The organism is Photorhabdus bodei (genome assembly GCF_003287735.1).
GTDB lineage: Bacteria > Pseudomonadota > Gammaproteobacteria > Enterobacterales > Enterobacteriaceae > Photorhabdus > Photorhabdus kayaii.
Genome location: NZ_NSCM01000035.1, coordinates 1 through 20,589 on the forward strand (window position 1 = coordinate 1; position 20,589 = coordinate 20,589).

19 protein-coding genes and 2 pseudogenes are annotated in these 20,589 nt (G+C 44.3%); 10 read left to right on the plus strand and 11 right to left on the minus strand.

Annotated features, from left to right (window positions below):
- Positions 1 to 203, plus strand: a pseudogene (locus CKY02_RS16685) (IS4 family transposase); the annotation flags it as partial.
- Positions 204 to 270: 67 nt separating this feature from the next.
- Here the strand turns inward: CKY02_RS16685 and tolC are convergent.
- A complete protein-coding gene (gene tolC / locus CKY02_RS16690; RefSeq protein ID WP_112896166.1) occupies positions 271 to 1,644 on the minus strand; it encodes an outer membrane channel protein TolC in 1,374 nt (457 codons plus the stop codon).
- Positions 1,645 to 2,003: 359 nt separating this feature from the next.
- Here tolC and nudF point away from each other — a divergent pair, with 359 nt between their 5' ends.
- The 7 genes from nudF (at position 2,004) to ftsP (ending at position 11,175) form a co-directional block, all read left to right on the plus strand.
- A complete protein-coding gene (gene nudF / locus CKY02_RS16695) occupies positions 2,004 to 2,645 on the plus strand; it encodes an ADP-ribose diphosphatase (protein ID WP_112878305.1) in 642 nt (213 codons plus the stop codon).
- Positions 2,646 to 2,744: 99 nt separating this feature from the next.
- On the plus strand, positions 2,745 to 3,584 hold the full coding sequence (gene cpdA / locus CKY02_RS16700) for a 3',5'-cyclic-AMP phosphodiesterase (protein ID WP_112896167.1): 840 nt from the start codon (positions 2,745 to 2,747) through the stop codon (positions 3,582 to 3,584).
- A 131-nt stretch (positions 3,585 to 3,715) separates the two neighbouring features.
- The gene (gene yqiA / locus CKY02_RS16705) at positions 3,716 to 4,324 is read left to right on the plus strand and encodes an esterase YqiA (RefSeq protein WP_112896168.1); all 609 of its coding nucleotides are present in this window, start codon (positions 3,716 to 3,718) and stop codon (positions 4,322 to 4,324) included.
- 72 nt (positions 4,325 to 4,396) lie between these two features.
- Positions 4,397 to 6,292: a DNA topoisomerase IV subunit B gene (gene parE, locus CKY02_RS16710; RefSeq protein WP_112896169.1), complete on the plus strand. Its 1,896-nt coding sequence runs from the start codon at positions 4,397 to 4,399 to the stop codon at positions 6,290 to 6,292.
- Between the two features lie 43 nt (positions 6,293 to 6,335).
- Positions 6,336 to 8,597, plus strand: a complete 2,262-nt coding sequence (gene parC, locus CKY02_RS16715) for a DNA topoisomerase IV subunit A (protein ID WP_112896170.1) — start codon at positions 6,336 to 6,338, stop codon at positions 8,595 to 8,597.
- Between the two features lie 20 nt (positions 8,598 to 8,617).
- Positions 8,618 to 9,346, plus strand: a complete 729-nt coding sequence (locus tag CKY02_RS16720) for a 1-acylglycerol-3-phosphate O-acyltransferase (protein WP_112896171.1) — start codon at positions 8,618 to 8,620, stop codon at positions 9,344 to 9,346.
- 407 nt (positions 9,347 to 9,753) lie between these two features.
- Positions 9,754 to 11,175, plus strand: coding sequence for a cell division protein FtsP (ftsP, locus tag CKY02_RS16725; protein WP_112896172.1), 1,422 nt, complete (start codon positions 9,754 to 9,756; stop codon positions 11,173 to 11,175).
- Between the two features lie 134 nt (positions 11,176 to 11,309).
- Here ftsP and dkgA read toward each other — a convergent pair whose 3' ends face one another.
- From dkgA to metC, 7 genes and pseudogenes are all read right to left on the minus strand, one after another.
- Positions 11,310 to 12,188 (minus strand): 2,5-didehydrogluconate reductase DkgA, encoded by an 879-nt coding sequence (gene dkgA, locus CKY02_RS16730; RefSeq protein ID WP_112896173.1) that lies wholly within the window; start codon positions 12,186 to 12,188, stop codon positions 11,310 to 11,312.
- 399 nt (positions 12,189 to 12,587) lie between these two features.
- Complete coding sequence (locus CKY02_RS16735; protein ID WP_112878297.1) at positions 12,588 to 13,259, minus strand: DedA family protein; 672 nt, start codon at positions 13,257 to 13,259, stop codon at positions 12,588 to 12,590.
- A 361-nt stretch (positions 13,260 to 13,620) separates the two neighbouring features.
- Positions 13,621 to 13,989, minus strand: coding sequence for a type II toxin-antitoxin system YhaV family toxin (locus CKY02_RS26370; RefSeq protein ID WP_476641919.1), 369 nt, complete (start codon positions 13,987 to 13,989; stop codon positions 13,621 to 13,623).
- Positions 13,961 to 14,119: a hypothetical protein gene (locus CKY02_RS26885; RefSeq protein ID WP_162120617.1), complete on the minus strand. Its 159-nt coding sequence runs from the start codon at positions 14,117 to 14,119 to the stop codon at positions 13,961 to 13,963. The genes CKY02_RS26370 and CKY02_RS26885 overlap by 29 nt, the downstream gene beginning before the upstream one ends.
- 43 nt (positions 14,120 to 14,162) lie before the next feature.
- A pseudogene (locus tag CKY02_RS26890) lies at positions 14,163 to 14,306 on the minus strand (type II toxin-antitoxin system YhaV family toxin); the annotation flags it as partial.
- A gap of 6 nt (positions 14,307 to 14,312) precedes the next feature.
- Positions 14,313 to 14,663 (minus strand): type II toxin-antitoxin system PrlF family antitoxin, encoded by a 351-nt coding sequence (locus tag CKY02_RS16750; protein ID WP_112896174.1) that lies wholly within the window; start codon positions 14,661 to 14,663, stop codon positions 14,313 to 14,315.
- Between the two features lie 270 nt (positions 14,664 to 14,933).
- The gene (gene metC / locus CKY02_RS16755) at positions 14,934 to 16,127 is read right to left on the minus strand and encodes a cystathionine beta-lyase (protein ID WP_112896175.1); all 1,194 of its coding nucleotides are present in this window, start codon (positions 16,125 to 16,127) and stop codon (positions 14,934 to 14,936) included.
- Positions 16,128 to 16,483: 356 nt separating this feature from the next.
- On the opposite strand from metC, the gene exbB reads away from it, so the two are divergent.
- Positions 16,484 to 17,455 (plus strand): tonB-system energizer ExbB, encoded by a 972-nt coding sequence (gene exbB / locus CKY02_RS16760; RefSeq protein WP_112896195.1) that lies wholly within the window; start codon positions 16,484 to 16,486, stop codon positions 17,453 to 17,455.
- Between the two features lie 3 nt (positions 17,456 to 17,458).
- Entirely contained in the window at positions 17,459 to 17,884 is a 426-nt protein-coding gene (gene exbD / locus CKY02_RS16765; RefSeq protein WP_112878294.1) for a TonB system transport protein ExbD, read from the plus strand.
- A 107-nt stretch (positions 17,885 to 17,991) separates the two neighbouring features.
- Here the strand turns inward: exbD and CKY02_RS16770 are convergent, their stop codons facing one another.
- From CKY02_RS16770 to CKY02_RS16775, 3 genes are all read right to left on the minus strand, one after another.
- Positions 17,992 to 19,107 (minus strand): helix-turn-helix domain-containing protein, encoded by a 1,116-nt coding sequence (locus CKY02_RS16770; RefSeq protein WP_112896176.1) that lies wholly within the window; start codon positions 19,105 to 19,107, stop codon positions 17,992 to 17,994.
- Between the two features lie 10 nt (positions 19,108 to 19,117).
- Positions 19,118 to 19,267 (minus strand): hypothetical protein, encoded by a 150-nt coding sequence (locus CKY02_RS24825; RefSeq protein WP_162120616.1) that lies wholly within the window; start codon positions 19,265 to 19,267, stop codon positions 19,118 to 19,120.
- Positions 19,268 to 19,357: 90 nt separating this feature from the next.
- Positions 19,358 to 20,548: an MFS transporter gene (locus tag CKY02_RS16775; protein ID WP_162120615.1), complete on the minus strand. Its 1,191-nt coding sequence runs from the start codon at positions 20,546 to 20,548 to the stop codon at positions 19,358 to 19,360.
- Between the last annotated feature and the right edge of the window lie 41 nt (positions 20,549 to 20,589).

Consider the following 20,589-nt stretch of genomic DNA (forward strand, 5'->3'; position numbering starts at 1 on the left):
GGCTGATTGGTTTTTATGCCGAAAATAAAGGAATACACCTTAATTATCAGGCAAATAGTATCAAATCAAGAAGAGTCATCTCTCACCTAACATTAGCGGAGAATGTATTACGCCATTCTCCGCTAATATTATTTGAAATAGTGCTTAATAAAACACTCAAGCACCTCGCCAAAATCTACCAAAATATGGTTTTGATTTATTAGCGCTGATTTGTGGGGATTCCTCAGCGCTTTATGGCGGGCCGTTAATTAGTGAAAGTGAAGAACTGAATCAGTTACGAGCAGATGTTACTGGTGCTGCTGTTTCTTGAACAATGCTGTTAGCGGAAGTTGAGAGCTGTTTACCTAGCGAATTATTCAGAGCAACTAAATCCTTCTCATTTAGCGTACCCAGTGCATGCTGAATATTTAGCTGATTAATCAGATAATCATAGCGAGCATTGGATAGCTTCTGTTTGGCGTCGTACAACTTGGTAGTGGCATTCAGTACATCAACAATGGTGCGTGTACCAACTTGATAACCCGCTTCCATTGCGTCGAGTGAGCTTTGCGCAGAAACAACAAGCTGTTTATAGGCGTCGATACTGCTGATGGAAGCAGATATGTTGTTAAAGGAAGAACGGACAGTCTGTACAACATTGCGGTAGGTGCTCTCTAATTGTTCGCTGGCGCTGACAAAACCATATTGTGCCTGTTCAACGCGGGAGCTGGTGGCTCCGCCGCTATAAATTGGCAGACTAAGTGTCAGGCCAACGCTGTTTTCACCGCTATAGTTGTTTGATCTGCCTGGTGCATGATTCTGGCTGTTTGAAACATTGGTAGAAGCGCCTAAATTGATAGTTGGCATATGCCCTGTTTGGGCCGCTTTGATTTGTTCACGAGCCAGATCCTGACCTAAACGGGCAGATAGTAGACCTAAATTACGTTTCTCTGCCTCTTTTAGCAGAATATCCACTGATTCTGGTTTTTGTGTTTTGAAATGATCAATATTCAGCGAGGCTAGCCGAGGGTAATAAATACCGGTTACTTGACGCAGAGCTTCCAGTGCATTGTCCAGATCATTACGGCGGGCAACTTCCTGAGCTAGTACGTCATCGTAGTTAGCGCGAGCGTTCTGGACATCAGTAATTGCAACCAGACCGACATTAAAACGTTGAGTCGTTTGATCCAACTGGCGGTAAATGGCCGCTTTCTGAGCTTCAATGTAGGAGAGTGTATCAATGGTACGCAGTACTTTGAAATAAGCTGTCGCACTATCCAAGATCAGTTTTTGTTCACTGCTTTGATAGGTAACATCAGCAATACCTGCCGTTTTTTCTTCTAAGTTCAATAGGCGCCATTTAGACATATCAAAAATGGTTTGAGTCAAACCAAGCTTTGCATTCAATGTATTGCTTTCTGTGTCACGTTGATCGCGGTAACCACTGTTATAGGAGTATCCAGTATTTAATTCCAACTGAGGTAATAATGGGCTACGGGATTCATTAATTTTTTCAAAAGCTTTATTACGTTCAGCCATTGATTTACGTAGTTCAGGGTTACTCTCTTTTGCTTGCTTATAAACTTGCAAAAGATCTTCAGCCTGACCCATTGAACTAAATCCCGTCAGGCTCATAGCGATAAAAATGGAGAGCAGTTTTTTCATTGTAATTCCTTGATTGCACAGCTATTTTGCTCGTTGTCTATCCCATTAGGCTATTTTATTTGCCATGTTTTGTGATAAAGAGTGAATGCTTCAGGTGCTGAGCACAGTCTGAGTTCACTGTTCATTTACAAAAACGGCCTGCACCAATTACGCTTATTGGGATAGACTCTTACGTTGCCTTGGTGAAAAACGAAATGTTACTGATTCTAGCAGAGTATGCTATCAGCGAAAGGTAGCCGTTTGTGCCATATTGCCTTAATTTAGCTTAACTTTACACCATCAAAGAGTGAATTTTTTAACTCTGCTTGATTAATATCATCTTAGTGGCTAGCAAGTCAGGAACGATTTAGGAGAATTTTATGCATAAGAAGCCGTTAATGCCAGTCATGTTGGATAAGCAGGATATAGAAATTATCGCGAAAAAAAGTTTGTACAATGGATTCTTTAAGCTGACAAATTATCGTTTCCGTCATCGTCTGTTTGCCGGTGGTTGGAGTGAAGAGGTTAGCCGTGAAGTTTTTGAGCGGGGCCATGCCGGTGCATTGTTGCCTTATGATCCACGTCGTGATGAGGTTGTATTGATAGAGCAGATACGTATTCCGGCAATAGAGACGAAAGCAACGCCGTGGTTACTGGAAATTGTTGCCGGTATGATTGAAGAGGGCGAAGATGTGGAACAGGTGGTGCGCCGAGAAACGATGGAAGAGGCAGGAATCGAAGTTAAACGTTGCAAACCAGTGTTGAGTTATCTCTCCAGTCCCGGAGGAACAACGGAACGTATCTCTGTGATGGTGGGGGAAGTGGATGCGACGACAGCCACCGGTATTCATGGATTATCTGGTGAACATGAAGATATTCGGGTGCATGTAGTCAGCCGTGAACAAGCTTATCATTGGATGGAAGAGGGAATTATTGATAATGCTGCTTCAGTTATTGCGATACAATGGCTGGCATTACACCATGAAAAGTTAAAAAAAGAATGGAATTCAGATGATTCCTAATTTTTAACCGAGAAAAGGGAAGTGTGTGCCAGTCAGCAGATCTCTTGCGTTAAAACGAGTTATGATGCTCGTCGATGACTTATAGGACAAGGAAACCATTTGGAAAGCCAGTTTGAACTGCCTGTGGTAGAGGGAACCACAGCCAAAATATTGCAAATAACAGATACGCATCTTTTTGCCAGCAAAGAAGATACTTTATTGGGTATCAATACTTATCGCAGTTACCAAGCGGTGCTGGATGCCATCCTTAAACAAAATGCTGATATTGGTTTAATCGTAGCGACAGGTGATTTGGTGCAGGATCAGTCGTTGGAAGCTTATCGGCATTTTGCTGATGGTATTGCCCGTTTACCGGCACCTTGTGTCTGGTTGCCCGGCAATCATGATTACCAGCCTGCGATGGTGGATGCTTTGGCGGCGGCTGGCGTTTCTCCGTCGAAACAGATTTTAGTCGGTAAGCACTGGCAACTTTTGATGCTTGATAGTCAGGTGCAGGGCGTTCCCCACGGGGAGTTGTCGGAATATCAGCTTGAATGGATGAAAAAGTGCCTGGATAGGTACCCTGAACGTTACGCGGTGATCTTGCTTCATCATCATCCATTACCATCAGGTTGTACTTGGCTGGATCAGCATAGTTTGCGCAATTCACATATTCTGGCCCAGTATCTGCAAAGTTATTCACGGGTTAAGGCGATGCTTTGTGGGCATATACATCAAGAGATGGATCTGGATTGGAATGGCATCCGTATGATGGCGACACCATCAACATGTTTGCAATTCAAACCACATTGTACCAATTTTATGCTTGATACTGTTGCTCCGGGATGGCGTTATCTCGAATTGTCTGTTGCCGATAATGGCGAATTTGGTCTGACAACCCAGGTCTATAGACTGGCAAGTAATGAATTCTGCCCTGATTTAGATTCGGATGGATATTAGGTTGTGTTTGTCTCCTTGTGTTGCTGTGTTACTCTCTGCTTATTGGATTTGCCAAGCCTCACTATCTGTGGCATGTCGCACAGGAGCATAGTGGCCGGTGGTATTTATGCACAATTGAGGGGCACGGTCTGATGTCAACGTTACTCTATTTGCACGGTTTTAATAGTTCCCCGCAGTCTGCAAAAGCCAATGCCTTAAAAGCGTGGCTGTATCAGCAGCATCCTGAAATTGACATGCTGGTGCCTCAGTTACCCCCTTATCCTGAAGAAGCGGCTGAGCTGCTAGAAAATCTGGTGATGGAGCATGCCGGGGATGATTTGGGTATCGTTGGTTCTTCTCTCGGTGGTTATTTGGCGATATGGCTTTCACAATGTTTCAGCTTGCCCGCTGTGGTCGTCAATCCAGCCGTGCGTCCGTTTGAATTACTGCGGGATTATCTTGGGGAAAATATTAACCCCTATACTAACCAACGATATACGTTGGAATCGCGCCATATTCATGATCTCAAAAGTATGCGGATTGAACCATTGGAGTCACCGGATCTTATCTGGTTATTGCAACAAACCGGAGATGAGGTGCTGGATTACCGCCAAGCGGTTGCTTATCTGGTATTATGTAAGCAAACTATTGAATCTGGTGGTAATCATTCTTTTATCGGATTTGAACACTATTTCCCACAAATCATCAACTTTCTTGGGCTTTCTAGTGATGGCGAGAAAAAACTTGCCAAAAATGTTTGAACGACTGGTATTATCAACAGTATACAAAACTGATTAGCCCTTTAATCAAGAAGCAACCAACAGAATTACAACATGACTCAATCTAGTTACAACGCAGATGCCATTGAAGTTCTCAGTGGTCTGGAACCGGTTCGCCGTCGTCCGGGAATGTACACTGATACAACGCGTCCGAACCATTTGGCACAGGAAGTGATCGATAACAGCGTGGATGAAGCTTTGGCCGGTCACGCTAAACATATTGAAGTGATCCTTCATAGCGATCAGTCACTGGAGGTCATTGATGATGGCCGCGGCATGCCGGTTGATATTCATCCAGAAGAAGGAGTTTCAGCGGTTGAGTTGATCCTGAGCCGCTTACATGCCGGTGGTAAATTTTCGAATAAAAACTATCAGTTTTCTGGCGGTCTCCACGGTGTGGGGATCTCGGTGGTTAACGCTTTGTCCAAGCGGATTGAAGTCACCGTTCGCCGTGACAGTCAGATTTATCAGATTGCTTTTGAGAATGGCGATAAAGTGCAGGAGCTGACAGTAATAGGAAGTTGTGGTAAACGCAACACCGGTACCAGTGTTCACTTTTGGCCTGATGAAAGTTTCTTTGATAGCCCTCGTTTCTCCGTTTCCCGCTTGACCCATTTGCTGAAAGCGAAAGCAGTTTTATGTCCGGGAGTGAAAATTGTTTTTAAAGACAAGATCAACGATACCGAACAGCAATGGTGTTATGCCGATGGTCTGACCGACTATTTAATGGCTGCGGTTAATGGCTTGACAACATTGCCGGCAGCGCCTTTTGTCGGTACTTTCAGTGGTGCAACCGAAGCGGTTGACTGGGCGTTACTCTGGTTGCCGGAAGGGGGAGAGCTACTGACTGAAAGTTATGTCAACCTCATCCCGACGATGCAGGGGGGAACACATGTAAACGGGCTGCGTCAGGGATTACTGGATGCGATGCGTGAATTTTGCGAATTCCGCAATATTCTGCCGCGTGGTGTGAAACTTTCTGCTGATGATATTTGGGATCGCTGTGCTTATGTTCTGTCGGTAAAAATGCAGGATCCGCAATTTGCTGGTCAGACGAAAGAACGCCTCTCTTCGCGCCAATCCGCCGCTTTTGTTTCTGGTGTTGTCAAAGATGCTTTCAGCTTATGGTTAAACCAGAACGTTCAGGAAGCAGAGCAGTTGGCCGAACTGGCGATCGCTAGTGCACAACGTAGAATGCGTGCAGCGAAAAAGGTTGTGCGTAAAAAACTGACCAGTGGCCCGGCATTACCGGGAAAACTGGCTGACTGTACATCACAGGATCTCAATTTTACCGAACTGTTTCTGGTAGAAGGAGATTCTGCGGGGGGATCGGCAAAACAGGCGCGTGACCGTGAATATCAAGCCATTATGCCGCTGAAAGGGAAGATTCTGAATACTTGGGAAGTTTCTTCAGATGAAGTGTTGGCATCACAGGAAGTCCATGATATCTCTGTCGCGATTGGTATCGACCCGGATAGCCACGATCTCAGTCAGTTACGTTATGGCAAAATCTGTATTCTGGCAGACGCGGACTCAGATGGTTTGCATATTGCGACGCTATTGTGTGCCCTGTTTGTCCGCCATTTCCCAACATTGGTTAAGAACGGCCATGTTTATATGGCAATGCCGCCTCTATATCGTATTGATTTAGGTAAAGAAGTGTATTACGCACTGGATGAAGAGGAAAAAAGTGCGGTGTTGGATCGTCTAAGCCGCAAACGGGGTAAGCCTAACGTACAGCGCTTTAAAGGATTGGGTGAGATGAACCCCATGCAACTGCGTGAAACAACGTTAGACCCGAATACCCGTCGTCTGGTGCAGTTGACTATCGATGATGAAAACTACCAGGAAACCTTCTCTATGATGGATATGCTTCTAGCGAAGAAGCGTTCAGAAGATCGCCGTAACTGGCTGCAAGAGAAGGGCGATACGGTAGAAATTGAAGTGTAACACCCACAGGGATAGTCAAAAAAGATTCTGAGGAAATTAGCGAATGAGTGAGATAACTCATGATGGCGTGGAGCGGCAGACGCTCCACTCATTTACTGAAAACGCCTACCTGAACTACTCCATGTACGTCATCATGGATAGGGCGTTGCCTTTTATCGGTGACGGTTTGAAACCGGTTCAGCGCCGTATTGTTTATGCCATGTCAGAACTGGGGTTGAACAATACCGCTAAATTTAAGAAATCCGCCCGTACCGTGGGTGATGTACTGGGTAAATACCATCCGCATGGTGATGGCGCCTGTTATGAAGCTATGGTGTTAATGGCGCAGCCATTTTCTTACCGCTATCCTTTAGTGGATGGGCAAGGGAACTGGGGGGCGCCGGATGACCCCAAATCTTTCGCCGCAATGCGTTATACCGAGTCTCGTCTGTCCAAATATGCCGAGTTACTGTTGACTGAGTTAGGGCACGGCACAGTTGATTGGGTGCCAAACTTTGACGGTACGTTGCAGGAACCGAAAATGCTGCCGGCGCGTTTGCCAAATATTTTGCTGAATGGCACCACCGGTATTGCGGTGGGGATGGCGACAGATATTCCGCCCCATAACGCGCGTGAAGTGGCGAATGCACTAGTCACGCTGCTGGATAAGCCGCAGAGTTCCCTTGATGATCTGATGGAACACGTTAAAGGTCCTGATTATCCGACTGAAGCGGAGATCATCACTTCTCACGAAGATATCCGTAAGATTTATAAAAATGGCCGTGGTTCGGTACGGATGCGAGCTGTTTGGTCAAAAGAAGATGGCAATGTCGTGATCACTGCGCTGCCGCATCAGGTTTCTGGTGCCAAAGTGTTGGAACAGATCGCTAACCAAATGCGGGCTAAAAAGCTGCCTATGGTTGACGACTTACGAGATGAATCTGATCATGAAAATCCAACTCGTCTGGTTATTGTCCCTCGTACAAACCGGGTTGATTTGGAGCAGGTGATGAATCATCTGTTTGCCACTACAGATTTGGAAAAGAGTTATCGTGTCAACCTGAATATGATCGGATTGGATAATCGTCCGACCGTGAAAGGGCTGGTTGAGATCCTCTCCGAATGGTTGGTATTCCGCCGGGAAACAGTTCGTAAGCGTCTGAACCATCGTTTGGAAAAAGTCCTTAAGCGCCTGCATGTGCTGGAAGGCTTACTGATCGCATTTCTCAATATTGATGAAGTCATTCACATTATCCGTAGTGAAGATGAGCCAAAACCGGTATTAATGTCACGTTTTGGTTTAAGTGAGACGCAAACGGAAGCCATTCTTGAGCTGAAATTACGCCACTTAGCTAAACTGGAAGAGGTAAAAATCCGTGGCGAACAGAATGAGCTGGCAAAAGAGCGCGATAAGTTACAGGCGATTTTGGGTTCTGAGCGCAAACTGAATACGCTGTTGAAGAAAGAGATCATAGCTGATGCGGCCACTTATGGTGATGAGCGTCGCTCTCCAATGAGAGAACGCGATGAAGCCAAAGCGATGAGTGAGCATGACATCACACCTTCTGAGCCGGTGACAATCGTATTGTCCGAGATGGGTTGGGTTCGTAGTGCGAAAGGCCACGATATCGATCCGGCTGGGCTGAATTACAAAGCAGGTGATAGCTTCCGTGGTGCGGCTCGTGGTAAGAGCAATCAGCCGGTTGTTTTTATTGATACAACAGGTCGCAGTTACTCGCTTGATCCGCGGGATTTACCTTCTGCCAGAGGGCAGGGGGAACCACTAACGGGTAAATTGACTTTACCCGCGGGGGCAACGGTAGAGCATGTACTGATGGCGCCGGATGAGCAGAAGTTTCTGATGGTCTCTGATGCTGGTTATGGCTTTATCTGTACTTTTAGTGATTTGGTTGCTAAAAATCGAGCAGGTAAAGCACTGATTACATTGCCGGAAAATGCTCGCGTCATGACGCCGCTGGAAATAAATAACCCGCAGGATGATATGTTGTTGGCAATTACCAGCGCAGGCCGGATGTTAATGTTCCCGGTTGCGGATTTGCCGCAACTTTCTAAAGGGAAAGGGAATAAGATAATTTCTGTTCAGTCAGCCGCAGAAAATGACCTATTGAGTTGGTTATTGATACTACCGCCACAATCGTCTATTACACTTTACTTTGGAAAGCGTAAATTGACGTTGCGTCCTGAAGATCTTCAGAAATTCCGTGCAGAACGTGGTCGTAAGGGAACACCTCTGCCTCGTGGATTGCAGCGTATTGAACGGGTTCAGGTTGAGACCCCACCTTCTGCTACTAACGTAATTAAATAGTGGGATTATAAGAGGCGGCTATGTTAGCAATTATTCGCGGCATTATTGTTATTCTGTTTTCGATTGTAGTGTGTGTCTCTGGTGCTATTTACTGTTTATTCAGACCACGTCACCCTGACCATGTTATGGTGTTTGGTAATATGTTTGGTCGGTTGTCAAAAATATTTGGCGTCAAAATTATTGAACGTATTCCTGCTGAAGCCAGGCATTATGGTCCGAGTATCTACATTGGCAACCACCAAAACAACTATGACATGATAACTATGTCCAATGCGGTTCAGCCGGGCACAGTGACAGTCGGTAAAAAAACTTTGGTGCTGATCCCATTTTTTGGTCAGCTTTATTGGTTGGCTGGCAATATTCTGATTGATCGTGCTAACCGCGCCAAAGCACATGGCACGATTACCCAGGTTGTGGAGCAGATTAAAAATCGTCGTCTTTCTGTTTGGATGTTTCCGGAAGGGACACGTAGTCGTGGTCGTGGTTTATTGCCGTTTAAAACTGGCGCTTTCCATGCTGCGATCTCTGCGGGAGTGCCGATTGTCCCGGTTTGCGTTTCTTCCATCACTAATGGACGTATTAAGCTGAATCGCTGGAATAATGGTGCCGTCATTGTTGAAATGTTGCCTCCCATTGATACTTCTGGCTATACCAAAGAGCAGGTGCGTGAGTTGGCAGAATATTGTCATCAAGTGATGAAAGCTAAAATAGATGCATTGGATGAAGAATTGGTTGCAATGGAGAAATAGGGTAAGTACTCATAATAGGTTATATGGGGCCACTCTTTTATAATAAAGTGCGGGTCTGACAAAGGCGATAGCTTTTAAGTGTACTTTAATCCTCACATATTTAGTATATGTGAGGATTTTTGTTCGTTGTCTATGACCACAATTTTTATTCTTAGTCGGAAATGACATGTACTGATCGCTGACCGAGAGAGATTCGTGTAATGCATTCAGATAGTTTAATTCTCTCCATATTCGCGTTATGATGAGAGCTTGATAAATAATGTTTTTGTTAAGCGCAATCAAAAGGATAATAAGCTTTAATAACTTCAATAATGAGTTATTCGCTTCCGGGGTGAATGATTGCAGTGTCTCAACTATTTTTGAGGCATATAAACCCGGAATTTAATTAGGTTTGTCGCGGAGAAAATATGTCATTTAGTCGGCGCCAATTTATTCAGGTATCAGGCTTGGCGATGTGTATCGGAGCCGCTCCTCTATTGGTTCGAGCCAGCAAAAATCAGCAGACTGCTTTGCCGGTTCCCCCTTTATTGGAATCCCGTGGTGGGCAGCCGTTATTTCTGACTTTACAAAAAGCGCATTGGACTTTTGATGGACAATATAAAACCAGTGTATGGGGAATTAATGGCCAATATCTTGGTCCGACTGTACGGGTTCATAAAAACGATGATGTCAAACTGATATACAGTAATCGGTTAGCGGAGCCGGTTTCGATGACTGTCAGCGGATTACAATTACCGGGTACGTTGACCGGTGGGGTTGCCCGTCAGATTTCTCCGGGGTCTGGCTGGTCGCCAGTGTTGCCTATTCGTCAGCAGGCGGCAACTTGCTGGTATCATGCCAATACACCTAATCGGATGGCACCACATGTTTATAAAGGTTTGGCTGGTATGTGGTTGGTAGAAGATGAAACCAGCCGCCATTTGCCGTTGCCGAAACACTATGGTGTTAATGATTTCCCGGTTATTCTTCAAGATAAACGGTTGGATAACTTTGGGGTTCCTGAGTATCAGCCGGCCTCTGATAGTGGATTTATCGGTAATACTCTGTTAGTTAATGGCGTACAAAATCCTTTTATTGAGGTATCTCGTGGCTGGATCCGTTTACGTTTACTCAATGCATCCAATGCCCGCCGATATCAGTTACAGATTGGTGATGGCCGTCCTTTCTATATGATAGGCACTGATTTGGGGCTGTTACCTGCTCCTATAGCCGTTCAGCAACTCTCCCTTGCGCCAGGAGAACGGCGTGAGGTATTAATCGATATGTCCAAAGAGGACGAAGTTGTTGTTACCGCAGGTGAATCAGCCGGGGTACTTGATAAGTTACGTGGGTTGTTTGAACCCTCTACCGTGTTGATTTCCAGCACTGTTCTGACCATTAAAGCAACCGGTTTATTATCTCTGGTGACAGATAATCTCCCATCTCGTCTGGTTGATGATGTTACGCCAGTTTCCAATGCAATCCGTAACCGGGAAATTTATCTTGATGATAATACGCCTGGAATAAACGGTGCGTTATGGAATATGAATCGGGTGGATATTACTAGCCAGCAAGGAACGTGGGAGCGTTGGATCGTAAATGCCTCTGCCCCACAACCATTCCATATTGAAGGTGTGCAGTTTAAGGTGATTAATCACAACGGTGAGGCCCCTCAACCGCAAGATTATGGTTGGAAGGATACAGTTTGGGTTGATGGGCGGGTGGAGTTGCTGGTTTATATGAGCCAGCCCTCTTATGAACACTTCCCATTCCTATATTACAGTCAGATTCTGGAAATGGCCGATCGCGGCTCTGTTGGGCAGTTAGTGACTATACCGGTCAATCAATAATGGAAAAAACCAGATGGGTGATAATCGGTGGAACCATGAAAATAGCTCAGCAAAATCGGGGCGCGGCGTTGATGCCGCGCGCGTTTTAATTCTGTTTTGCCCACTATCACCTTATCAATTTTATCAGCCGTTTTTCAGCACTGATTATTAGCGTTATTTTGCTCAAGAAGCTGAATGAATTCACTGAAATCAACGAATATTTCAGGGGTTGGTCCCAGACGTTTACCGATATCTAGCGTAGTCATCGCGGTCAAATCTTCTTTTTCTAGTTTGAAGTCGAACACATCAAAGTTCTCTTTAATTCTCGATAACGTGGTTGATTTTGGGATCACAATCATGCCGTTATCAATGTGCCAGCGGATAACAACCTGCGCGGGTGTTTTGCCATACTTTTGTGACAGATGTTGAACCAGTTGATTATCAAATACGTTTTCACCACCTTGTGCCAGTGGGCTCCAGGATTCGGTAACGATATTATGTGTGGCATTCCAGGCATGAAGCTGACGTTGTTGTAGCAGCGGGTGCAACTCAATCTGATTAATGACGGGATGAACGCCGGTTTCATTGATCAGTCGCTGGATATGTTCAGGTTGGAAGTTAGAAACACCGATACTGCGAATAAACCCCTCTTTCTGTAATTCAATCAATTGTTGCCAGGCACCGACATATTGATCTTGCGGTGGTGCAGGCCAGTGAATGAGGTAAAGGTCAACATAATCCAGTTGCAACTTTTCCAGACTTTCTGCCAAGGCAGCACGGGCATCAAGGTGTCTGTCATTCCACAATTTAGTTGTAACAAAGATATCTTCACGGGGGATATCTGTTTCTTGTAACGCGTTGCCTACGCCTTTCTCATTGTTGTAGATAGCGGCGGTATCAATTGCCCGATAACCGATATCCAGTGCAGCATGGATTGTTTCTGCTATCTGCTGGTCATCTGCGGCCCATGATCCAAGCCCCAATTGTGGCATGTGATTCCCATCAGCAAGTCTGATAATAGGTTGATTATCCATTACTAACTCCTATAAAAAGATAGACTTAAAATATCAGTTAAAATTATGGCGATTGATATTAAGTTGATATTAAGCGTAATTGAAGGAAGTAATACAATTGGCGTGATCTAAGCCATGTATTGTGATCAATACATGACCAAACACATGAATTAACCGGTTTGGTGGCGCATCGATACCAACAATATCACTTAGTGCTGAGCCCTTAGCCTATACCCGTTATCTTTCAAGTTGCCTCTTTGTTGGCTGCGCTCCCTCACCCCGGTCACATAGTTACCTATGCTCCCGGGGATTCGCTCCCTTGCCGTCGCGATGCATCTTGAAATCCATAGGGTATATATAATATTGGTACATTAAGTTAAGGATAAAAACCCTGCTGCTACTTGTAAACCATGATGACTTTTATTTACGTTTTATCGCCGAGATTTTCTTGTGGCGCCAGTACATCAACAGAGAGGCGCTTAAACCACTTAACAACAGCACTATGGGTAAAATTATCAAAATATTCATCACCAAATCTTGGTGATTTTTAATAAACGGGATCTGATTGAGGAGATAACCAAAACCGACCACGATGACAACCCATAGCAAGCCACTCAACCAGTTAAAAACTTGAAAGCGTTTACTGTTAAGACCGGATATACCAGCCAATGTTGGTAACAGAGTGCGGACAAAAGCCAAAAAACGGCCAATCAGTAACGCGGCCAGACCATGTTTGAAAAACAGCTCGTTAGCTCGCTGACGATACTGAATAGGAAGTTGTGCCAGCCAATCTTTAACCCGTTTGGTATCACCAAGCCATAACCCTTGAAGATAGCCGAGCCAGCAACCGATACTTGCCGCCGCTGTTAATATAAAAACGGTTGGGATAAAACTCATGACTCCCTTGGCAACTAATGCACCGGCAAGGATTAACAGAGTATCACCAGGCAGAAAAGCGGCAGGTAATAAGCCATTTTCCAGAACCAGTGTCACGAATAGAATGCCATAGATAATCCAGAGAACATCGGGGTTGGCAAGTTTAGAAAAGTCATGCTGCCATAATGCCTGCATGATCCCGTTTAGTACTTCCATTGCTTATCCTGTGACTGTTATATACCCGTCATCTTTCAAGTTGCCTCTTTGTTGGCTGCACTCGCTCACCCCGGTCACATAGTTATCTATGCTCCCGGGGATTCACTCCCTTGCCGTCGCGATGCATCTTGAAATCCATAAGGTATAAAATAAATTTATTTCATCTGTATATATAAAGTCAGTTTACAGTAAAAGCTTTGGCATGGCTTGGCTTTATCCCTGATAAGGGAAAATTAATGGCTGATACTAATGAATCAATTGGGGCACATAACCATCAAATAAAAGTTAAAAAAATAGAAAAGGAGCGATTCATCGCAACCTTTTCAAAGTACATTTTAAGGCTCGCTCATCAAAATCGATGTTAAATTTCATCTAGATTAATTCTGATCTGCTTTGCTGGATTTTTGGTACGCTCACGAACCACATCCAGAATATCCTCATCATTAATAAATTCAGTTAAATATGGTGAATCAATAGACTCTTTTAAAAGAGAATTCCAATCGTCCGGTGGATGTCCAACGTTAAGCATTTCACCAAATACTTTGTAAGCGTCATGCTTATCACCATATGCTCTTTTTGTTCTCTCGTCATTTACCCAGCCAAAGATAATAATTTTACTTTCGGCGTGGAAACGGAAAAAAAGGCGATATTGTTGGAAAAATTTTGCTCTGAACCAGTGTTTTCTTTTTCCACCCAATGTGTCATCTAAACGAAAGGCTATACCTGTCATCCTTCAAGTTGCCTCTTTGTTGGCTGCACTCACTCACCCCGGTCTCATAGTTATCTATGCTCCCGGGGATTCGCTCCCTTGCCGCCGCGATGCATCTTGAAATCCATAAGGTATATATTCGCTGGGTCATTGGGAATAATTTCAGTAACGAGTTTTATGATTGCAGCCAGGCGTTTTGTATCATTTTTTTTCAAGTAGTCATTTGGATATTTTTGCTGAAGTTGTACTACCTTATCTATTGCTTGTTTTAATTGTTCTATAAAGCATGGATGAGCAAAAAGAGCCCATCCGTTTATTACACACACTCGATCATACATAGTTCTTTACTCATCGTCAGCAGATAATGGGTTGTTCAGATCTATGTCTATTCCAGCGATAAGTGACTTCGCCCGGTTAATGAGTTGTTCATCTAATTGTTGTACTTGTTCAGGATATTTCTGAATGTCTTTTGCCAGAAAGTTCAGAAATGATTCCATGACAAGATCTTTTTCTTCTTCGCTGTTTTTACGACTAATAAGTACATCACCGGAAGATAAAATCTTATATGCGATACTGTCATGACCTGGTTTTAGCTTAAGCGCTTTACGGATAGATGTTGGGATAGTTGTCTGGCTGCGACGGGTAAGCTTGGATTCTGCACTAACTTCGAACTCAACATTTGGTAAGACGTGCATATTTCTACCTCGTTATGCTGATTTGAGAATCTGTTTAACGAAATGTAATGCAAATACATTGTACTGGCAATATATCTATACCCTATGGATTTCAAGATGGATCGCGACGGCAAGGGAGTGAATCCCCGGGAGCATAGATAACTATGTGACCGGGGTGAGCGAGTGCAGCCAACAAAGAGGCAACTTGAAAGATGACGGGTATATATTATCGCTTCATGCTGACTTCCAAGTGTTAAGTTTTTCAGTTTATTACATTGAATAACAATAAAATTAATCAACCGAAATTCGACTAAATCCCTCTGCGAGGTCATCAATCAAATCTTGAACATTCTCCAGCCCGACATGCAGGCGGAACAGGGTACCCGTTCTTTGTGGCGCACCGTACTGGCGCATCATTTTTATCTCTTCTGGTTGATAACCCAGGATCAGGGATTCAAAACCGCCCCATGAGAATGCCATTTTAAAATGGTGAAAATTATCCAAGTAATCCGTAAATTGCTGTGGGGTTAATTTCTCTTTCAATTGAAAAGAGAACAGGCCACTACTGCCACTGAAATCACGGATAAAATTATTGTGACCGGGGCAGGAAGGCAGAGCGGGGTGATAGACTGCGGCGACTTCGGTTCGTTGTTGCAGCCAGCGTGCGATTTCAATACTGCTTTTTTCATGCTGTCTCAGGCGAATAGCTAAAGTCCGTAATCCACGACTGGCCATATAAACTGTATCGGCATCTGCCATTTGTCCCATCAAATAGGAACTCTCTCGCAGTTGTACACAACAGCGTTCATTAGCCACAGCAATACCTAACATTGCGTCTGAGTGACCAATAATATATTTGGTGCCTGATTGAATCGAAATATCGATGCCGAATTCTAGCGCTTTAAACAGCACGCCTGCTGCCCAAGTATTATCGATCATGATGACAATATCCGGATTGACTTGGCGCACTGCGCGGACAATCGCGGGGATATCTTGTACTTCCATTGTGATGGAGCCAGGGGATTCAAGAAACACCACTTTGGTATTGGGCTTAATCAGATCAGCAATTTCTTCGCCAATCATGGGATCGAAATAATCGGTGGTAATATTCATCCGTGACAATATCTTGTCACAGAAACTTTGCGTCGGGTCATAAGCCGAACCGGTTAATAGAATATGATCACCGGCGGCGGCAAAAGCGAGAATGGCATTACTAACCGCGGCGGCACCAGAAGAGTAAAGCATACAGCCGGCACCACCTTCTAGTTCAGCCATTGCTGCTTGAAAAGAGAAATGAGTCTGTGTCCCACGGCGGCCATAAAACAGTTCGCTCTTGTCCCGGTTTTGCGTCGCATGTCTTTTGGCGGCGACAGAATCGAAGATCACCGATGATGTTCGCTGAATGATGGGATTGACTGCGCCTTGAGTAAATTTTTGGCTTCTACCAGCATTGACCAGTGAAGTTTCCAGTTTTTTTTCTGCCATGATCCATTGCTACCTTAGAACACTTCAATTTTTGAAATGGTGTAAAAAATAGAGTTAACACGTTAAAAGATTTAGACCTTTTTGTACAAAGGGATTAGAACAACTTGACGAAAATTCATCTCATTACCTGTGAGTAGGGGGTGCTTAACTTTATTTTGTGAAGGGGTAATACTTTTTTATTAAACAATAATGATAATTACTATCAAATCACTTAAGGTTTGATATTATCAGCCTGCATGTTCATTCAATCTGGTGAAGATGAGCAAAGACTCGGTATAAATAAGGTTAGTGAGATGACGAAAAGTAATTCACTGCTAAATAACAAGGTTTATAGCAAAGGGAGTAAAGGCCAACTGATGCGAAATTTGACTGCTTCAATAATATTAGCGCTCGGGCTGGCAGGTTCGGCATTGGCTGATACAGCACCAGAATCTGCAACAGAGACCAATAACATGGCGAAAACCGTACAGACTGCAGGGTCTATTCCGGCATCCCCCCCGGCGGTGACGGATGCAACTGCACCACCTGCAAATCAGATTGCGCTGCAAACGGCATCTGCGACGGAGGGCGCCCAAGTGACGCCGGTTGCAACGGATGAGGTTGCACCTAAAGTTCCTGCTGATGAAGCCAGCCTTTCCAGTGGCTTTGCTACTGATCTGTCTATTTGGGGGATGTATCAGAACGCTGATGTTGTGGTTAAGACCGTGATGATTGGCTTGGTGATTGCTTCTGTTATTACTTGGGCTCTGTTCTTCTCGAAAGGTACTGAACTGATAGCTGCCGGCCGTCGTTTACGTAAAGAGCAATTCGCTTTAACGGACGTGAATAGCCTTGATCAGGCTACGGAAATTGCCGAAGGTTTCAGCAAACACAGTATTGGCCGCTTGTTGCTGAGTGAAGTACAGGCAGAACGTCAATTATCTTCCGAGAGTACTGATTTGAATAGCACGAAAGAGCGTGCCACTTTCCGTTTGGAACGTTCCGTTGCGGCTATCAGCCGTCATATGGGGCGTGGTAATGGCTATCTGGCAACCATTGGGGCGATTTCTCCTTTCGTTGGTCTATTTGGTACGGTGTGGGGCATCATGAATAGCTTTATCGGTATTGCCCACTCACAGACAACTAACCTCGCGGTTGTGGCGCCGGGTATTGCGGAGGCCTTGTTAGCGACAGCACTTGGTTTGGTCGCAGCGATCCCTGCCGTTGTGATATATAACATCTTCGCCCGTATGATCGTTGCTTACCGTGGTCAGGTTGGTGACATGGCGGCACAGTCAATATTACTGCTTGGCCGTGATCTGGATTTATCAAATAGCAAGACAAGGTGATTTATGGCAATACGTCTTAATGAAGATCTGGATGATAGTGGCGAATTGCATGAAATCAACGTCACACCATTTATTGACGTGATGTTGGTGTTGTTGATTATCTTCATGGTAGCAGCACCACTGGCAACCGTTGATATTAAAGTGGATTTACCCGCTTCATCGGCAAAACCGCAGCCGCGTCCAGAAAAACCGGTATTCTTGACGGTTAAAGCTGATCGCCAGCTTTATGTCGGAGATCAACAGGTCGATTATGATACTTTGGCGGCGGTATTGGATCAGACCACCCAATCCAATAAAGAGACAACCATTTTCTTTCAAGCTGATAAAACCGTGGATTATGAAACACTGATGAGCGTGATGGATTCTTTGCGTAAATCGGGCTATCTGAAAGTGGGCTTGGTAGGGATGGAAGCGGTTTCATCAGGTTAATTGTCACTGATTCTTCCATTGAATAACCGCGCTGGAAAGCGCGGTTGAGATAAAATGATAATTGGTTTGTATTAATAAGAGCCTAATTTGAACAGAATGGAGAATGATTACGCTATTCTGGATCGATATGAAAACATCGAAATGACATTTACAGAACCTGCCTGATCATGAAGCTCATAAAGTGAACTATCGTTAGCTAGTTCAAGCAGCATTGGCACTGTAATTTTCAGACGCTTAGCTAATGTTTCAATATCAATACAAACATCATTAATAAGCACTTTTATTGCTCGATGAAATAATTCAGGTTTTTCATGGGGAATAAGATAATCCTCTTTTTCCTCAATAGCTTCTCCCTTATGTTTAAGCCCCAAAAAAGCCGTTTTGTATTGCGTATCGGTTAAAAGGGAAAGCTGATGTGCCCGATAAATAATTGCTGCTTTACTTACTTTCCAAGTTAACTTGAACTCACTTAGACCTCGCCAGTTGATTCTTCCGCTTATCGGGACAGGAAAATATTTAGCCATTGCACTTCGTGGTAAAAGTAGGGCAGAGGCAAATTGGTTGGCTTGAGATTCTGTTATTCTGTCACCAGTAGATATTCCGCCGTGTAACACAAGATGTCCAATTTCATGTGCAATATCAAACCGTTGTCGGCATGGTGACTTCTTGGCTGTATTTCTGACAATGAAAGGTCGATCTAATGGAACGGATAACGCGTCAACATCATCAGATACTGAGTCAAACGAGGTGACAAACGCACCTAGCTTTTCAGCCAGGCGAGTCACATTTTCAATTGGCCCAAGCCCTAATCCCCAATCAATCCGACATTTTTCTGCTGCTCGTTCAACTTCTTCCGGGGAGTTTGCTTTTAATTCAGGAAATAATACTGATGGTAAATTTAGGTTTTCTTCGAAAACGACGATTAATCGTCTGTATAATTCAGCCTTTGCAAGTGCTGCTAATTTTGTTGCTACTCTAATTGCGCTGCGTTTACGGAAATGAACAATCTCTTCGTTCACAGGAGATTGTATTGGGGTTTCAAAGAACGCAGGAGTAACCTGCAATACAGTCGCTAATTCATTAGAAAGTTCATTAGTGGGCACAGCAAAGCCGGATTCCAGCCGCTGAATATATTGGCGGGTTTTATTAACCCGCTCAGCCACTTGCTCAAGAGATAGCTCGTGATACAGACGAGCTAACCGCAAATTAGAACCATTGAACACTTGTCACCTACTACTTGTTGTTGCGCTTGTTTTCTCTGGATTTATCAGGCACCGCAGCACTGATAGGATCCAATTCGATTGTTACCGCAGATGGCGGTGTGTTGTCTGTAGAATGCAGCACAGATATTTTGCTGTTATCGTAAGTCCATTGAGACAACATTATTTCTACTGGTTAATACCGTGATACCAGTTATCTTCTGGCTGGTGGCAATCTATCGCAAAAGATGGCTTGGGACGTAGTGTGTAAAAATCATATTTGCTTTCTGTTATTTGAGCTAAACAGGACCACCAGAGCAGCTAATAATGCGCATCCACCACCGCTGAAAGCGATACCATACCAAGAAAAATGCCATGCCGCGACAGCTCCCAAAGAGGAACCTATTGCGCCACCGGCGAAATAGCAGGTCATAAATACGGTATTAAGCCGACTACGGGCATCAGGTAATAATGTATATAACCGTGTTTGATTTGCCACTAAACCCGCTCTGCTGCCAAGATCTAGCAGAATAATACCAACGAATAAAAATAGAATACTGTGGCTCGTGCCGCTAATTAGGCACAAGGCTAGTGTTACGAATAAAGCGCCTGCGGCAACAATTGCCTTTCCACCGAAGTGATCTGTCAACGAACCTATTATTGGTGAAGCTAGCATTCCTACAATGCCCGTCAAACCAAAAAGACCGGCGATATCACTCCCCCATCCGTAAGGTGGTTGGGAAAGTAATAAGGCCAGCGACCCCCACAGCGTATTAAAAGCGGCGAACAGTAAAAAACCGGATAATGCGGCCTCACGCAAAAGGGGGTGTTGTTTTATTAACTTACCGAGTGAAATAAGAAGTTGGCTGTAATTTATCGTGTGTGGTGTTTCTATTTCTGGCAACACAAACCAGATCAGAAAAAATAGACATATATCGATTAAAGCTGCCAATATAAACATTTCACGCCAGCCGAAATGCTCTCCGACCGCACCACTCAATGCCCTGGCAAGCAGTGCGCCGGCGAAAAGGCCACTCATCAGACTTCCTACCGCCCGGCCGCGCTTTTCTGGTATTACCCAACCGGACACGGCGGGAATAATGATTTGTGCTGAAATAGAAGTTAGCCCCATAATCAGGCTACTTGTCAGAAGACATGTAAAATTTGGTGCTGTGGCACATAAGATAAGGCTGATTATATTTCCGATTAAGAGGCAGAAAATCAGTTTGCGACGACTTAGTGTATCTCCAAGCGGCCCAAAAAAGAGAAGCCCCGTCGCATAGCCGATCTGCGTTAGTGTCGCGATCCAGCCGGATATTGAACCATTAACGTTAAAACTTGTCCCAATTATTGGCAATAATGGTTGATTATAATAAATATTCGCTACAGCAAAACCACAAGCAGCGGATAATAAGATAAGAGAAACGGAAGAAATAGGATTTGGTTTTATTGCTGTATTTGACATGGGAACTCTCAGCATTTCAGCATTTGGCCGGAATTATGATG

Bases quoted from the DNA above. Each gene is read 5' to 3' on its own strand.
- tolC (WP_112896166.1), bottom strand. From the start codon at position 1,644: ATGAAAAAACTGCTCTCCATTTTTATCGCTATGAGCCTGACGGGATTT.
- nudF (WP_112878305.1), top strand. From the start codon at position 2,004: ATGCATAAGAAGCCGTTAATGCCAGTCATGTTGGATAAGCAGGATATA.
- yqiA (WP_112896168.1), top strand. From the start codon at position 3,716: ATGTCAACGTTACTCTATTTGCACGGTTTTAATAGTTCCCCGCAGTCT.
- parE (WP_112896169.1), top strand. From the start codon at position 4,397: ATGACTCAATCTAGTTACAACGCAGATGCCATTGAAGTTCTCAGTGGT.
- parC (WP_112896170.1), top strand. From the start codon at position 6,336: ATGAGTGAGATAACTCATGATGGCGTGGAGCGGCAGACGCTCCACTCA.
- CKY02_RS16720 (WP_112896171.1), top strand. From the start codon at position 8,618: ATGTTAGCAATTATTCGCGGCATTATTGTTATTCTGTTTTCGATTGTA.
- ftsP (WP_112896172.1), top strand. From the start codon at position 9,754: ATGTCATTTAGTCGGCGCCAATTTATTCAGGTATCAGGCTTGGCGATG.
- dkgA (WP_112896173.1), bottom strand. From the start codon at position 12,188: ATGGATAATCAACCTATTATCAGACTTGCTGATGGGAATCACATGCCA.
- CKY02_RS16735 (WP_112878297.1), bottom strand. From the start codon at position 13,259: ATGGAAGTACTAAACGGGATCATGCAGGCATTATGGCAGCATGACTTT.
- CKY02_RS26370 (WP_476641919.1), bottom strand. From the start codon at position 13,989: ATGACAGGTATAGCCTTTCGTTTAGATGACACATTGGGTGGAAAAAGA.
- CKY02_RS26885 (WP_162120617.1), bottom strand. From the start codon at position 14,119: ATGACCCAGCGAATATATACCTTATGGATTTCAAGATGCATCGCGGCG.
- CKY02_RS16750 (WP_112896174.1), bottom strand. From the start codon at position 14,663: ATGCACGTCTTACCAAATGTTGAGTTCGAAGTTAGTGCAGAATCCAAG.
- metC (WP_112896175.1), bottom strand. From the start codon at position 16,127: ATGGCAGAAAAAAAACTGGAAACTTCACTGGTCAATGCTGGTAGAAGC.
- exbB (WP_112896195.1), top strand. From the start codon at position 16,484: ATGCGAAATTTGACTGCTTCAATAATATTAGCGCTCGGGCTGGCAGGT.
- exbD (WP_112878294.1), top strand. From the start codon at position 17,459: ATGGCAATACGTCTTAATGAAGATCTGGATGATAGTGGCGAATTGCAT.
- CKY02_RS24825 (WP_162120616.1), bottom strand. From the start codon at position 19,267: ATGTTGTCTCAATGGACTTACGATAACAGCAAAATATCTGTGCTGCAT.
- CKY02_RS16775 (WP_162120615.1), bottom strand. From the start codon at position 20,548: ATGTCAAATACAGCAATAAAACCAAATCCTATTTCTTCCGTTTCTCTT.